The 14,672-nt window shown below is 60.2% G+C and carries 12 protein-coding genes; all 12 read right to left on the minus strand.

Annotated elements, in window-relative coordinates; genetic code table 11:
• Positions 1–11: 11 nt before the first annotated feature.
• The 12 genes from EJL02_RS03035 to smc all read right to left on the minus strand — a co-directional run bounded on the left by EJL02_RS03035 (position 12) and on the right by smc (position 14,615).
• Entirely contained in the window at positions 12–2,006 is a 1,995-nt protein-coding gene (locus EJL02_RS03035) for a DNA gyrase/topoisomerase IV subunit B (protein WP_125114922.1), read from the minus strand.
• Between the two features lie 444 nt (positions 2,007–2,450).
• Positions 2,451–2,633, minus strand: a complete 183-nt coding sequence (gene rpsU, locus EJL02_RS03040; RefSeq protein ID WP_031472056.1) for a 30S ribosomal protein S21 — start codon at positions 2,631–2,633, stop codon at positions 2,451–2,453.
• Positions 2,634–2,754: 121 nt separating this feature from the next.
• Positions 2,755–5,163 (minus strand): leucine--tRNA ligase, encoded by a 2,409-nt coding sequence (gene leuS, locus EJL02_RS03045; protein ID WP_125114923.1) that lies wholly within the window; start codon positions 5,161–5,163, stop codon positions 2,755–2,757.
• A gap of 82 nt (positions 5,164–5,245) precedes the next feature.
• The gene (gene rsfS / locus EJL02_RS03050) at positions 5,246–5,611 is read right to left on the minus strand and encodes a ribosome silencing factor (RefSeq protein WP_125114924.1); all 366 of its coding nucleotides are present in this window, start codon (positions 5,609–5,611) and stop codon (positions 5,246–5,248) included.
• A 22-nt stretch (positions 5,612–5,633) separates the two neighbouring features.
• Positions 5,634–7,151: an LCP family protein gene (locus tag EJL02_RS03055; RefSeq protein ID WP_125114925.1), complete on the minus strand. Its 1,518-nt coding sequence runs from the start codon at positions 7,149–7,151 to the stop codon at positions 5,634–5,636.
• A gap of 105 nt (positions 7,152–7,256) precedes the next feature.
• Positions 7,257–7,838, minus strand: coding sequence for a bis(5'-nucleosyl)-tetraphosphatase (symmetrical) YqeK (yqeK, locus tag EJL02_RS03060; protein WP_125114926.1), 582 nt, complete (start codon positions 7,836–7,838; stop codon positions 7,257–7,259).
• 38 nt (positions 7,839–7,876) lie between these two features.
• Complete coding sequence (gene nadD / locus EJL02_RS03065) at positions 7,877–8,470, minus strand: nicotinate (nicotinamide) nucleotide adenylyltransferase (RefSeq protein WP_125114927.1); 594 nt, start codon at positions 8,468–8,470, stop codon at positions 7,877–7,879.
• Positions 8,467–8,766, minus strand: coding sequence for a YhbY family RNA-binding protein (locus EJL02_RS03070; protein WP_125114928.1), 300 nt, complete (start codon positions 8,764–8,766; stop codon positions 8,467–8,469). The genes nadD and EJL02_RS03070 overlap by 4 nt, the downstream gene beginning before the upstream one ends.
• Before the next feature lie 27 nt (positions 8,767–8,793).
• Positions 8,794–9,366 (minus strand): RdgB/HAM1 family non-canonical purine NTP pyrophosphatase, encoded by a 573-nt coding sequence (gene rdgB / locus EJL02_RS03075; RefSeq protein WP_125114929.1) that lies wholly within the window; start codon positions 9,364–9,366, stop codon positions 8,794–8,796.
• The gene (gene rph / locus EJL02_RS03080; RefSeq protein WP_125114930.1) at positions 9,366–10,091 is read right to left on the minus strand and encodes a ribonuclease PH; all 726 of its coding nucleotides are present in this window, start codon (positions 10,089–10,091) and stop codon (positions 9,366–9,368) included. The genes rdgB and rph overlap by 1 nt, the downstream gene beginning before the upstream one ends.
• A complete protein-coding gene (gene ftsY / locus EJL02_RS03085; protein WP_125114931.1) occupies positions 10,091–11,017 on the minus strand; it encodes a signal recognition particle-docking protein FtsY in 927 nt (308 codons plus the stop codon). Before ftsY ends, rph begins: the two co-directional genes overlap by 1 nt.
• Positions 11,018–11,039: 22 nt before the next feature.
• A complete protein-coding gene (gene smc, locus EJL02_RS03090) occupies positions 11,040–14,615 on the minus strand; it encodes a chromosome segregation protein SMC (protein WP_125114932.1) in 3,576 nt (1,191 codons plus the stop codon).
• Positions 14,616–14,672: the final 57 nt, after the last annotated feature.

Below are 14,672 nucleotides of genomic sequence, written 5' to 3' on the forward strand. Positions count from 1 at the left end.
TTAACTCCTTATCAGGATATATCCGCCAGATCGAGGTACTGCGCGCCGTTTTCCGCGATATACTCCTTGCGGCCGGACAGGTTGTCGCCCAGCAGCAGGTCGAACATCTCGCTCGTTGCCTTGGCGTCCTCGGGCTGGATGCGAATCAAGCGGCGGGTCTCGGGGTTCATCGTGGTTTCCCACATCATGTCCGCTTCGTTCTCGCCCAGACCCTTGGAGCGCTGAATCTGCACCTTTTTGCCCTCGAGTTTTTGCAGGATTGCCGCCTTTTCGCTCTCGTCGAAGGCGAAATAGCTCTTATCGCGGTAGGTGATCTCGTAAAGCGGCGACTCCGCGATATAGACATAGCCCTTTTCGATCAGCGTCGGTACCAGCCGGTACAGCATGGTCAGGATCAGCGTGCGGATCTGGAAGCCGTCCACGTCGGCATCCGTGCAGATGATGATGCGCCGCCAGCGCAGCGCCTCGAGGTCGAACGCAGACAGGTCTTTCGCGGCCTTGCCGCGCACCTCGACCCCGCAGCCGAGCACTTTCAAAAGGTCGGTGATGATGTCGTTCTTGAAGATCTTGCCGTAATCCGCCTTCAGGCAGTTGAGGATCTTGCCGCGCACCGGCATGATCGCCTGAAATTCGCTGTCGCGTCCCTGCTTGACCGAGCCGAGTGCGGAATCGCCCTCGACGATATACAGTTCGCGACGCGTCACGTCCTTGGTACGGCAGTCCACGAACTTCTGCACGCGGTTGGCCAGATCCATGCCGCCGGACAGCTTCTTTTTGATATTCAGACGCGCCTTTTCCGCCTGCTCGCGGCTGCGCTTGTTGATCAGGATCTGCTCGGCGATCTTGTCCGCCTCGGCCTTGTTCTCGATGAAGTAGATCTCCAGCCCTTGCTTGAGGAAATCGGTCATCGCCTCCTGAATGAACTTGTTGGTGATGGCCTTTTTGGTCTGGTTCTCGTACGAGGTCTGGGTGGAGAAGCAGTTGGTGACCAGCACCAGACTGTCCATCACGTCCTGAAACGTGACCTTGCTCTCGTTCTTGGTGTATTTGTTATTCTGCTTGAGATAGCCGTCAAGCGCGGAAACGAACGCCGAGCGCACCGCCTTGTCGGGCGCGCCGCCGTGCTCTAGCCACGAAGAGTTGTGATAATACTCAATGCGCGATACCGCGGACGAAAAGCAGAACGCGCAGGAAAGCTTTACCTTGTATTCCGGCTTGTCCGCGCGGTCGCGGCCGCGCCGCTCGCCCTCGAGGAACTGCACCGAGGTCAGCGGGTTCTCCCCCACCAGCTCGGTCACATAATCGACAATGCCGTTCTGATATAAAAACTCGGTCGTCTCAAACTTGCTGCCGACCTGATTGCGCAGCACGAATTTGATGTGGCTGTTGACGACCGCCTGCCGCTTGAGCGTGTCCAGATAATACTCGACCGGGATATTGATATCGGTGAACACCGCAAGGTCGGGCTTCCAGCGGATGGTCGTACCGGTCTTTTTGGAGGTCGTGGGCTTTTTGACAAAGCCCTCCTTGGCGTCGGTCTTGTTCTCGCCCTTTTCAAAGTGCAGGCTGTACTCGAACCCGTCACGCACGACGGTCACGTCCATGTATTCCGAGGAATACTGGGTCGCGCAGGTGCCCAAACCGTTGAGGCCCAGCGAGAACTCATAGTTTTCGCCCGTATCGTTCTTGTATTTGCCGCCCGCATACAGTTCGCAGAATACCAGCTCCCAGTTGTAGCGCTGCTCCTTCTCGTTCCACTCGATCGGGATACCACGCCCGCGGTCCGCCACCTCGATCGAGCCGTCCGCATAGCGCGTGGTGACGATCTCGGTGCCGAAGCCTTCGCGCGCCTCGTCGATCGAGTTGGACAGGATCTCAAACACCGCATGCTCGCAGCCTTCCAGACCGTCCGAACCGAAAATGACGCCCGGGCGCTTGCGCACGCGGTCCGCGCCCTTGAGCGAAGAAATGCTCTCGTTGCCGTATGACGGTTTTGCTTTGCTCATAAATCCCTTAACTCCCTGTTTCCGCAGTTGACAAATCCATAACTATAATATTATACGCTGTTTTCCGGTTTTTTTCAATTGTTTTCCGCCGGCAGCGACCAAAGTATGTTTTTCGACACGAAAAACGCGCGCGCGGCTTGCAAAAGCCGCGCGCGCTTTCCTTATGATGATGGGCCGTTCAGCCTCTTGTCTTTGGACTGTCCGGGAGCCTGCGCGGTATTCCGTCCCACAGGGCCGAACAGATTTTGTATCGTCTTCCCATGAAGAAGTTTATATCAAAAGGGGTGTTTCCCTTGCTGTGGTTATACTATACCGTACCGATATGTCTAAAGTTTGTAGAAAATTTGAAAGAAGTGTAAACACTGCCGGCCGCCGTTTTTTTGGGCTGTTTGCCGCCGAAATGAAAAAAGAACAGATGCCAAGCATCTGCTCTTTTTCATTCAATTAGCGAAACTTTTTCTTCTTCGCGCGCGCAGCCTCAGATTTCTTGCGGCGCTTGACGCTCGGGCTTTCATAATGCTCACGCTTGCGGAGCTCGGAAAGCGTACCCGCCTTGGCGCACGAACGCTTGAAACGGCGCAGCGCGCTGTCAATAGATTCATTTTCCTTGATGCGGATCTCCGACACAGTTTTCCCTCCCTCCGCGCGTTCCCCTCTGGAGGAACGCTATGCACGGTCTCGCATGCAGCGGCACACAAAACCGTAAGAATATTATATCTGTTTTTACCGTCCGTGTCAACAACAAAGTTTAACGAACGACCAGATTGACGATTTTTCCGGGCACAACAATCTGCTTGACCATTTCCTTGCCCGCGATGGCGTTCTTGACCTTATCCTCTGCAAGCGCGGTATCGATTGCCGTTTGCTTGTCGCAGTCCGCCGGCAGCTTGATGGTGCACTTGAGCTTGCCGTTGACCTGTACGGCCATTTCGACCGTATCCTCGACCGTCTTGGCCTCGTCATACACCGGCCACGGCGCGATGGAAAGCAGGCCCTCGCCGCCCATCTGCTGCCACAGCTCTTCGGTGATATGCGGCGCAAAGGGGTTGAGCAGCGTCAGGAAGGTCATATACTCGGCCTTGTTGACACCCTTGTCGTAGAACTCGTTGAGCATGGTCATCAGCGCTGCGATCGCGGTGTTGGCCTTGAGGTTGTCCGCATCCTCGCCGACCTTCTTGATCGTGCGGTGCATGAGCACCTCGTGCTGCTTGGAGTATGCGTCGCCCTCCTGCACCTTATCGGCCAGACCCCAGACACGCTCGAGGAAGCGGCGGCAGCCCTTGATAGACTTCGGGCTCCACGGCGCGGCCTTCTCAAAGTCGCCGATGAACATTTCGTACAGACGCATGGTGTCCGCGCCGTAGGTGTCAACAATCTCGTCCGGGTTGACGACGTTGCCGCGGCTCTTGGACATCTTCTCGCCGTTCTCGCCCAGGATCATGCCGTGGCTCGTGCGCTTGGCATACGGCTCCTTGGTCGGCACCACGCCGATGTCGTACAGGAACTTGTGCCAGAAACGGCTGTACAGCAGGTGGAGCGTGGTGTGCTCCATGCCGCCGTTGTACCAGTCAACCGGCGACCAGTACTCGAGCGCTTCCTTGGAGGCGAGCGCCTTGTCGTTGTGCGGGTCCATATAGCGCAGAAAGTACCACGAGGAACCAGCCCACTGGGGCATGGTATCGGTCTCGCGCTTGGCAGGGCCGCCGCAGCACGGACAGGTGGTGTTGACCCAGTCGGTCATCTTGGCAAGCGGGCTTTCGCCGTTCTCGGTCGGCTCGTAGCTCTCCACATCCGGCAGGGTCAGCGGCAGCTGATCCTCCGGGATCGGCACCCAGCCGCACTTCTCACAGTAAACCAGCGGGATGGGCTCGCCCCAGTAACGCTGGCGGGAGAACACCCAGTCGCGCAGCTTGTACTGCACCTTGGCGCGGCCGATGCCCTTCTCTTCCAGCCAGGCGATCATCGCCGGGATGGCGTCCTTGACCGTCTTGCCGTTGAGGAAATCCGAGTTAACCAGAATACCGGTCTCGTCCTTGGCGGTAAACGCCGCCTTCTGCACGTCCTCACCGCCGGACACAACCTCGATGATCTCGCAGCCGAACTTCTTGGCAAACTCCCAGTCGCGGTCGTCATGCGCCGGAACGGCCATGATCGCGCCCGTGCCGTAGCCCATCAGAACATAGTCGGACACAAAGATCGGGATCTCGCGGCCGTTGACCGGGTTGATGGCGGTCACGCCGTCCAGCTTGACGCCGGTCTTGTCCTTGTTCAGTTCGGTGCGCTCGAAATCCGACTTGCGCGCCGCTTCCTCACGGTACGCGCGCACCGCGTCAATATTCTTAAGCTTGTCCGCCCACTTCTCAACCGCCGGATGCTCGGGCGAGATGACCATGTAGGTCGCGCCGAACAGGGTATCGGGACGGGTGGTGTAAACGGTCAGCGTGTCGCCCTCGGTGGTCTTGAAATCGACCTCCGCGCCGGTCGAGCGGCCGATCCAGTTGCGCTGCTGCACCTTGACGCGCTCGATGAAGTCCACGTCGTCCAGATCGTCGATCAGGCGCTGCGCATACTTGGTGATCGCCAGCATCCACTGGCTCTTGGTCTTGTGGATGACCTCGCTGCCGCAGCGCTCGCACACGCCGTTGACAACCTCTTCGTTTGCCAGCACGCACTTGCAGGAGGTGCACCAGTTGACGCTCATTTCCTTTTTGTAGGCCAGGCCCTTCTTGAACAGCTGCAGGAAGATCCACTGGGTCCACTTGTAGTAGTTCGGGTCGGTGGTGTTGATCTCGCGCGACCAGTCGAACGACAGGCCGAGCGACTTGAGCTGGCTCTTGAAGCGGGCCACGTTCTTCTTGGTCACTTCGGCCGGGTGGATGTGGTTCTTGATGGCGAAGTTCTCAGTCGGCAGGCCGAACGCATCCCAGCCCATCGGATACAGCACGTTATAGCCCTGCATGCGCTTTTTGCGCGCCACGATATCGAGCGCGGTGTAAGAGCGCGGGTGGCCGACATGCAGGCCCTGGCCGGACGGATAGGGGAACTCGACCAGCGCATAGAACTTCGGCTTTTCGCTGCCGTTTTTCGCCTCAAAGCAATGCGCTTCGTCCCAGATGTCCTGCCACTTTTTTTCAACCAGTTTGTGATCGTACTTCAACGGTATTTCCCCCTAAAGTGATTGGTTTATTTTAGGCGCGGTAACGCGGCGGACACACGTTCTGTATCCGCCGCATCCCGTTTTATTTTTCCTCAATGCCCAGGTCGGACAGTGCAACCGGCGTTCCGTCCTTCCACAGGTTCTCCAGATTATAGAACTTGCGTGCCTCGGGCATGAACACATGCAGCACCACGCAGCCGTAATCGAGCAGCATCCACTGCGCAGATTCATAGCCTTCGGTATGATGCACGAGCGTTTCATGGTCGTATTTCAGGCGCCATTCCACGTTGTCGGCCAGCGCCTTGACCTGCGTGGTCGAGGATGCCGAGCAGATCACGAAATATTCGGTCAGCTCGGTCAGCCGCTCTACCTGCAAAACTTCAATTTCCTGCGCTTTCTTTTCCAGAAGCGCCTCACAAATCGCCTTTACGGTGTCTTTTGCAGTCAATTTTCAAACTCCTTCTCTATCATCATGCTTCCGGATCGACCGCAACGTCTCCGCCGCCGGTCGTGCCGCCGCCCGAAGTCTCTCCGCCGCCGGTCGTGCCGCCGCCCGAAGTCTCCCCGCCGCCGGTCGTGCCGCCACCCGAGGTTTCTCCGCCGCCGGTCGTGCCGCCGCCCGAAGTCTCTCCGCCGCCGGTCGTGCCGCCACCTGAAGTCTCTCCGCCGCCGGTTGTACCGCCGCCCGAGGTCTCTCCGCCGCCGGTCGTGCCGCCGCCCGAGGTCTCTCCGCCGCCGGTCAAACCGCCGCCCGAAGTCTCTCCGCCGCTGGTCGTGCCGCCGCCGGACGAACCGGAATCATCGTTATAATCCTCGCCCGACGTATCGCCCCAGACATAGTTTTCCGACGGGTCCGACGTATAGTTGCCGCCGCCGCCCGAATAGCTTTCCGGTCCGGAAACGATATCGAGTGTGGTGATCGGCTCTTCATACGGGTTAAAGTACTTGTTGACCAGGTCGAGCGTCTCCTGATAATACGGGAAGAAGAACGACAGCCGCAGCGAAGTGCCCGCCGTACTCATCTGGCCGTAACCCGGCAGCGTGAAGAACTGAATGTTTTCGTTCTTGATCTGCAGCGCCTGCATGCCCATCCAGAGCAGGTTGCCCGCCGTCAGATCGGTTTTAACGTTCTTGAACACCGCGTCCGCGATATCCGAGATCTTGGTGATGTTCTTGATCTGGAACACCTCGGCCGCCAGTGCCTTAAGGAATTTCTGCTGATTTTCCACACGGCCTTCGTCGCCGTTGGCATACTGCACGGAATAATCGTTGTTGTGGCGCCAGCGCAGGAATTCCACGACCTGCTTGCCGTCCAGATGCTGCATGCCGGCATACAGGTCGATATGCAGGTTCTGCGACGGGTCGTCATACTGCATGCGGAACGGCACTTCGTAATCGATGCCGCCGATCGCGTCTACAATCGCCGCAATGCCGTCAAAGTTGACGATGACATAGTAATCCGGCTTAAAGCCCATGATTCGCTCGATCTCGATCTTGGTCTGTTCAATGCCCTTGCTCGTACCGTAAGCCGCATTGATCTTGCGCCAAGCCTCGGTCTGGCCGTTGTTGCACATGGTGTCGCGCGGGATGTTCATCACGTTGATGGTCTTTTTATTGGTATCCATCGTTGCAACCATCAGCGCATCCGTTCGGGTCTGGTCCTCATCGACCGCGCCGACCACAAAGGTGACAACATCGTCGATGCGCGTGCCCGAATTGAGCATACTGCTCACATCGATCTTGTCGCCGTTTTCCTTATCTTTGATGGTGGGGTCGTTTGCCTGCGGCGGACGAATAAAGATCGCCGCAGCTGCCGCCGCACAGAGCAACAGCGCAAGCACCACCGCTGTGATAATAATGATCCGCCTGCGTTTCTGGCGCTTGGTCAGCTGTTTTTTCACCTTGGCGCCCTTTTTGCCCGCAGGTTTCGGAGCGGACTTCGGCGCCTGCTGCACCGCAGATAGGTTCTGCTGTTTTTTCTTGCTCACGGCCTCCGTACGCGGCGCGCTTTGTTTTTTCGTGCGGTTTGTCCGGCCGCTGTGGCCTCCGCTGCCTCCGAAAAGTTTCAAACGATTCCTGCCTCCAGTATTGTCCTATTCGTCACGCCAGCGAATCCCCTGCCGGATCATATCGTTGTATGCCGCGATGGTATCGCTGTGTATCAGTTTGCCACGCTCGACCAGTTCGGTCAGCGTTTGGTCATAACAATAGAGCAGGGCACGGTCAATGCTCACCCGCGCCAGCTCACGCGCCTTTTCCACTCCGGGAAAATCGCGCGTATCCTCGATGTAATCGGCCAGATAAAGGATCTTATCCAGCAGTGTCATACCGTGCTTTCCGGTCGTATGGCAGGCGATCGCGCTGCAGATGTCCTCGGGCATGCCGTATTCCGCCCGCGCAATGGCTGCCGCCGTTTTGCCATGCAGCATTTTCGGCTCGCTTTTTTCGACGGTACAGGGTATTATACCGTATTTCTCACATAAATTCAACTGTTCTTGCGGAGAAAGATGCTTGGTTATGTCATGCAGAATGGCCGCCACCCCGGCTTTTTCCGGATCGCCGCCAAAGCGTTCGGCCAGTTTCCGGGCAGCCCGCTCGCAGCCGAGCGTATGCTCATACCGGTATCCGTGCAGCCTCGATAGAATCCCTTTTCTCATTTCCTCGTTACACAACATAACTTTTCCCCGCCTTTCTGATTTTATATCGCTTGATGTCAATACCCATACAGGTGATTTTTCTCGATATAATCCGCAACCGCAGGCGCAGTATAGCGGCGCAGCGCGCCGCCCTGACGCAGCTCGGTCGATGAAATGGTCAGGCTGGCTCCCTCCACCAGTTTGATCTCCGCATGCAGCTGCGCGCGCAGGCGTTCCGCCTTGTCCCGCAGCGCCGCCCAGTCGTCGTCCTCGCGCGCGCACACCGCCAGCGTGCAAAGCTGCGCGATCTCATCCGGCGCGCGCCAGATGCGGTCGAACGAGAGCAGCATATCCGTGCCGACGATCAAATACAGGTCGGTTTCGCCCCGCGCATGCAGCGCGCGCAGCGTGTCCACCGTATAACTTGCGCCGCCGCGCTCGATTTCCAGCGTATCCAGCTGCGCCCAAGGGGTGTCCTCGGTCAGCAGACGCACCATTTCGCAGCGATCGGCTGCAGTTGCCGTGTGTTCGGGCAACGCCTTATGCGGCGGAATATTGGTTGGGATAAACAGCACCCGATCCAGATCCAGCGCATCCTTTGCCAGCTGCGCGGCATGCAGATGCCCCAGATGCGGCGGATTGAAGGTGCCGCCGAGCATACCGGTTTTCATTTGACCAGCACGATCTTTCTCTTGTCCTTGTCGCGCGCCTGCCGGAACACGACGAATTTGGAGCCAATGCACTGCACCGGCTCGGCGCCGGTCGCTTCGCACAGCGCCTCGGACACCGTGCGCGGGGTGAGCATGGCGCTCTCGAGCACCTTGCCCTTGACCAGTTCGTGCGCCTCGAGCAGCTGGTCGAGCTGACGCTCGACCGCGTCGGTCACGCCCTCCTTGCCGATGATGAGCGTATCAGCCAGCGGATTTGCCAAAGCGCGCAGCTGAGCGCGCTGTTTGGTAGTCAACATAAATGAAATTCTCCTGTCTTTTTGGTTTCAGATGCGGGTTTTGAGTGCGTCCTTGAGCGCCCGCAGCGCGCGGCCGCGGTGCGAAATCTGGTTTTTGGCCTCGCCCGGCAACTCGCCGAACGTGCAGCCGTACTGCGGCACGAAGAACAGCGGGTCGTACCCGAAGCCGCCCGCGCCGCGGCTCTCGCGGAGCAGTTCGCCCTCGCATTCGCCGCGCACGGTAATCTGCTGTCCGTCCGGCAGGATGCACGCGATCGCGCACACAAACCGGCACGCGCGGTCGTTCTGATCCTGCATGTTCTTCAACAGAAACGCGTTGCGGTCCAGATCGGTCCCCTCGCAGTAGCGCGCGGAATAGATGCCCGGCGCGCCGCCCAGCGCGTCCACGCACAGGCCGCTGTCGTCCGCGATGGCGGGCAGACCGGTGAAGTCCGCCGCGCTTTTCGCCTTGATGACGGCGTTTTCCTCAAAAGTCTTGCCGGTTTCCTCCGGCTCAGGCGCGTTTTCGGGCAGCGGCACCACTTCGATGCCGAGTTCGTCCAGAATTTCCGCCATTTCCTTGAGTTTCTTCTTGTTGTGGGAGGCAAGCACAAATTGCATTACAGGCTCTCCCCCATCACGCGGCTCTGCGCCTTGCACAGACGCTGGCAGCCCTTTTTGCCAAGCGAAAGCAGCTTTTTCAGCTCGGTGTCCGTAAACGGGCGGCCTTCGCCCGTGCCCTGCACCTCGATAAACTCGCCCGCCGAGGTCATCACGACGTTGCAGTCCACGATCGCGTGGCTGTCCTCCGCGTAGTTGAGGTCGAGGATGGCCTCGTCCTCGAAAATGCCGACCGAAACCGCCGCAACCTGCGCGGAAAGCGGCATTTTTTCGATCACGCCTTCGTCCAGCAGCTTTTTGCAGGCCAGCCACAGGGCGACAAAGCCACCCGTGATGGACGCGCAGCGCGTGCCGCCGTCCGCCTGAATGACATCGCAGTCCACTGTGATCTGGCGCTCGCCGAGCGCTTCACGGTCGACCACCGCGCGCAAACTGCGGCCGATCAGCCGCTGGATCTCGCTCGAGCGGCCGTCCAGCTTGAGGTTTTTGATGTCGCGTTTTTTGCGCGTGTTGGTCGCGCGCGGCAGCATGGCGTATTCCGCCGTCACCCAGCCGAGGCCCTTGCCCTCGAGAAAGGGCGGCACCTTATTCTCGACCGAAGCAGTGCAGATCACTTTGGTGTTGCCCATTTCGACCAGCACCGAGCCTTCGGCGTACATCGTGTAGTTGGTGGTGATTTTCACCGGGCGCAGCGCGCCGGGGGTTCTTCCGTCAGGTCTCTGCATTATGCGTTTTCTCCTTCCACAGGCGGCAGGATGGCTTCCAAAAATGCCGCACGGTCAAAATCAATCAGATCATCGATGCCCTCGCCCACGCCGACGAGCTTGACCGGAACGCCCAGCCCCGCCGAAATGGCGATGACAATGCCGCCCTTGGCCGTGCCGTCCAGCTTGGTCAGGATGATGCCGGTCAGGTGCGCGGCCTTGTTGAATTCCTCTGCCTGATGCACGGCGTTCTGGCCAGTCGTGGCGTCGAGCACGAGCAGCGTCTCGCGCGATGCGTCCGGCAGCTCGCGGGAAATGACGCGGTCGATCTTGGCCAGCTCGTTCATCAGATTGGCCTTGTTGTGCAGACGGCCGGCAGTATCGACGATGATGATATCGCTGCCGCGCGCCTTGGCCGCCGCGATCGAGTCAAACACGACCGCCGCGGGATCTGCGCCCTCGCCGTGACGCACAATATCCGCGCCGGCGCGCTTGGCCCAAATTTCCAGCTGGTCGGCCGCCGCCGCGCGGAAGGTATCCGCCGCCGACAGCATGACCTTTTTGCCCTCATTTACATACCGGGCGGCCAGCTTGCCGATCGACGTGGTCTTGCCCACGCCGTTGACGCCGATCACCAGAATAACCGCAGGCTTGCCCGACACGTCGAGCGGCTGGTTCTCCAGCATGTTGTCGGTCAGCACCTCGCGCAGCAGGTCGCGCAGCTCGGGCGCGGTCGTGATTTTTTGCAGTTTCGCGCGTTTTTCCACCTCGGATACGATCTTCATCGAGGTTTCCGCGCCCACATCGGACAAAATCAGCGCTTCTTCCAGCTCCTCGAGCAGATCCGCGTCAATTTTGACGAATGCCGCAAATACGTTGTCCAGCGAGCGGTTCACCGCGTCGCTCGTCTTTTGCAGGCCCTGTTTGATCTTATCAAATAATCCCATACTATACTCCTGTTATCAATTATTATCGAATCGCATTCCCCAACTGCTTCTCCGCTTCTGCAAGGTTGAGCATCAGCATCTTGGACACGCCCTGCTCCTGCATGGTCACGCCATAGAGCATATCGGCTTCCTCCATCGTGCCGCGGCGGTGCGTGATGACGATGAACTGCGTCGAATCGGTCAGCCGCCGGATATACTGCGCAAACCGCGCGACATTCACGTCGTCGAGCGCAGCCTCGATCTCGTCGAGCACGCAGAACGGCGTCGGCCGCAATTTCAGGATCGCAAAATACAGCGCGATCGCGACGAACGCCTTTTCGCCGCCCGAGAGCAGTGTCAGCGTTTTGACCGCCTTGCCCGGCGGCGACACCTTGATATCGATGCCGCAGCTTAAAATATCCGACGTGTCGGCCAGCTGCAATTCCGCATGGCCACCACCGAAGATCTCGCGGAAGGTCTCCCCAAAATAGGCGTTGAGTTTGGCAAACTCGGAGGCGAAAATCTCCTTCATGTTGACCGTCAGCTGTTCGATGACCTTGTACAGCTCATGCTGCGCCTTTTCCAGGTCGTCCTTCTGCTCGCCCATGAAGGTATAGCGCTCGAGCGCCTGCTGGTATTCCTCGACCGCGTCCAGATTGACGTTGCCGAGCGCGCGCATCTTCGCGCGGATGCTCTGCGCCTGTTCCTTGGCCGCGGGCACGTCCTCCAGCGGGCGCGCGACCTCGGCCGCGGGTGTGGGCGTCAGCTCATAGTTTTCCCACATTTTATCCAGAATCTGCGTTTCCTCGTTTTTCAGCTGTCCCGCGCGGTTTTCCAGACGCGCGGATTCGCGCTCGAGGTTGAGAATCTCTTCGTTTTTGCCCTGCGCTTCGCGGTCCACGCGGGCGCGCTCGCCCTCGACCCGCTCGCGCTGCTGCATCTGCGCATCCAGATTTTCGTGCAGGCGCGTCTCGGCGGCGGCGGTATCCTTGGCCGCGTCCTCGGTCTGCGCAAGTTCGTCCGTCAGGCGGGTGATCTCGGCTTCAAAGCCCGCGATCGTCTCCGCGGCCCCCGAAACACCAGCGTCCAGCTCGGCTTTCAGCTGTTCCAGATCGGCCAGCGTGCGCGCTTCGCTCGCGGCTTCCGAACGGTTCTGCGCCAGCTCGGTCTGCACCGCGGTCATGCGCGCGGCGTTTTCCGCCGCCTGCGCGCCCTGCAGGTCGAGTGCCGCACGGCAGCGCGCGACTTCGCGTTCCGCGTCGTCGAGTGCCTGCTGTGCACCTGCCTGCTTGGCGTCACACTGCGCGATGGCGTCCGCGTATTGCTGCTTGGCCGCGGCGAGGTTGTCGCGTTCGAGCACCAAACCGTCGTACTGGTGCTGCAAGCTGTCGAGCAGCACGCGGTGCTGCGACACCGACGCGCGCAGCCCGGCTTCATCCTGCTCGGCGCGGATGCGCTCGGCCTCGATCGCCTTGAGGTCGTACTCGAGCGCAGCATATTCTTCCTTGGCCGCGTGGAAAGCGGTCTCCGCCTGTGCCCGCGTTTGTTCCAGCTTTTTGGCCTGCGCCTCGGCGGCCTTGAGCCGTCCCGCACGGGCGAGTGCGCCCGTGCCGCGCGAGGCCGAGCCGCCGGTCATCGCGCCGCCGGCCTGAATGATCTGGCCGTCCAGCGTGACGATGCGGAAGCGGTGCCCGTACGCGCGGGCCAGCGCGAGCGCCGTGTCCATATTCTCGGAAACCACCGTGCGCGCCAGTAGGTTCTGCACGATGGCGGTATAGCGTTTATCAAAAGTGACCAGTCGGTCCGCGGTACCAAAACAGCCGTTTTTGCCCTCCAGACCGGTTTCCCGCAGCGAATTCGGACGGATTGTGTCGATCGGCAGGAAGGTCGCGCGGCCGCCGTCCGTGCGCCGCAGGAACTCGATGCAGCGTTTGCCGTCCTGCGCCGTGTCCACGACGATCGAGGACGCGGACGCGCCGAGCGCCGTGTCGATCGCGGTCACAAAGCGGTCGTCCGTCGTGATGAGCGAGGACACCGGGCCGTGCACGCCGCGCATCGCGCCGCGCTCGACCTGCTGCATGATGGACTTGACCGAGCGCGAAAAGCCTTCGTAGTCGCGCTGCATGTCGCGGAGCATTTTGACGCGGTTGTTCGCGTCGGTCAGCGCCGCCTGCGCGCGGGTCAGCTCGCCCTGCAGCGTCTCCACTTTGCTGCGGCGGCTGTCCGCCTTGAGGGCGATGCCCTGCACTTTATTCTTCGCCCCGGCGAGCGTGTCCAGGCATGCCTGCATGCGTGTTTCCAGCTCGTCCTGCGCCTGTTTTTCCTGTTCCAGCCGCTTGCCCGCCGTATCGATATCGGCCGCGATCGTGTCGCGCCGTCCGTCCATGCTGGCAAGGCTGGTCTCGGCCGCCGTGCGGTCGAGCGCGAGCGCGTGCAGCTCGTTCTGCCTGGCGTCGCGCGCCTGCTGCGCCTGCCGCAGCGCCTGTTCGGCCGCCGTGCGGCCCGCGTCCTGCGTGGCGGTCTGCTGTTCCAGATCGGTCAGCTGCGCGGCCAGTCCGGTGTGGCGGGTGTCCAGCAGCGCGATGCGCGCGCGCCGTTCGGTCAGCTGCGCGCCCAAGTTATGCGCCTGCTCGCTGCGCTGCTCGCTTTCGCGCCGCGCGCGGTCGATGTTTTCCCGATGGTTCTGGATGTTGGCGCGCAGTACCGCCGCGCGGCTCGCCTGCTCGGCGGCGCGCTGCTCGGTCTCGCGCAGCTGCTGGCGCAGCCGGTCGGCCTCGCGGTCGATCGCGCGCATATCCTCGGACAGCTGCTCGGACTGCGCATACAGCGCTTCCTGCGCCTGCTTGGCATCGCGCAGCTGCCCCGAGCACGCCGCGGTGTCCTGCTCGAGCTTGGCCGTATCTGTCTTGATGCGCTCGAGCGAAAGCAGCCAGAGCGAGATCTCCAGCACGCGCAGCTCGTCGCGCAGCAGCAGATACTGCTTTGCCTTTTCCGCCTGCTTTTCCAGCGGACCGACCTGCCGCTCGAGCTCGTCATACAGGTCGCGGATGCGGGTCAGGTTGTCCTCGGTGGCGGCGAGCTTGCGCTCGGCCTCCTCCTTGCGGTAGCGGAACTTGGTGATGCCGGCCGCTTCCTCGAAGATCTCGCGCCGGTCCTCACTTTTGAGGGACAGGATCTCGTCGATGCGGCCCTGTCCGATGATGGAATAGCCGTCGCGCCCCAAACCGGTATCCATGAACAGCTCGTGGATGTCGCGCAGGCGGCAGTGCTTTTTATTGAGAAAATATTCGCTCTCCCCCGAGCGATAGTAGCGGCGGGTGACCATGATCTCGGTAAACTCCGAGCGGAACACGCCTTCGGAATTGTCCAGAATGAGCGATACCTCGGCAAAGCCAACCGGCCCGCGTTTGGCCGTGCCGCCGAAGATGACGTCCTCCATTTTCGCGCCGCGCAGTGAGCGCGAGGACTGCTCGCCCAGCACCCAGCGGATCGCGTCTGAAATATTCGATTTACCCGAACCGTTCGGCCCAACGATCGCCGTCATGCCGCCGAGAAAGTGGATCTCGGTCTTGTCCGGAAATGACTTAAAGCCCTGTAAGATCAGGCTCTTTAATACCATGTGACACCTCGAAAGTATATATGGTATTATTTTACCACCGGATACGCCGTTTTTCAA

The organism is Agathobaculum sp. Marseille-P7918 (assembly GCF_900625105.1).
GTDB lineage: Bacteria > Bacillota > Clostridia > Oscillospirales > Butyricicoccaceae > Agathobaculum.

What these genes read in the sequence shown, in the direction of transcription:
- ftsY (WP_125114931.1), bottom strand. Translation starts at nt 11,017, where the DNA reads ATGGGATTATTTGATAAGATCAAACAGGGCCTGCAAAAGACGAGCGAC.
- yqeK (WP_125114926.1), bottom strand. Translation starts at nt 7,838, where the DNA reads ATGTTGTGTAACGAGGAAATGAGAAAAGGGATTCTATCGAGGCTGCAC.
- rdgB (WP_125114929.1), bottom strand. Translation starts at nt 9,366, where the DNA reads ATGCAATTTGTGCTTGCCTCCCACAACAAGAAGAAACTCAAGGAAATG.
- EJL02_RS03035 (WP_125114922.1), bottom strand. Translation starts at nt 2,006, where the DNA reads ATGAGCAAAGCAAAACCGTCATACGGCAACGAGAGCATTTCTTCGCTC.
- rph (WP_125114930.1), bottom strand. Translation starts at nt 10,091, where the DNA reads ATGCAGAGACCTGACGGAAGAACCCCCGGCGCGCTGCGCCCGGTGAAA.
- nadD (WP_125114927.1), bottom strand. Translation starts at nt 8,470, where the DNA reads ATGAAAACCGGTATGCTCGGCGGCACCTTCAATCCGCCGCATCTGGGG.
- EJL02_RS03070 (WP_125114928.1), bottom strand. Translation starts at nt 8,766, where the DNA reads ATGTTGACTACCAAACAGCGCGCTCAGCTGCGCGCTTTGGCAAATCCG.
- smc (WP_125114932.1), bottom strand. Translation starts at nt 14,615, where the DNA reads ATGGTATTAAAGAGCCTGATCTTACAGGGCTTTAAGTCATTTCCGGAC.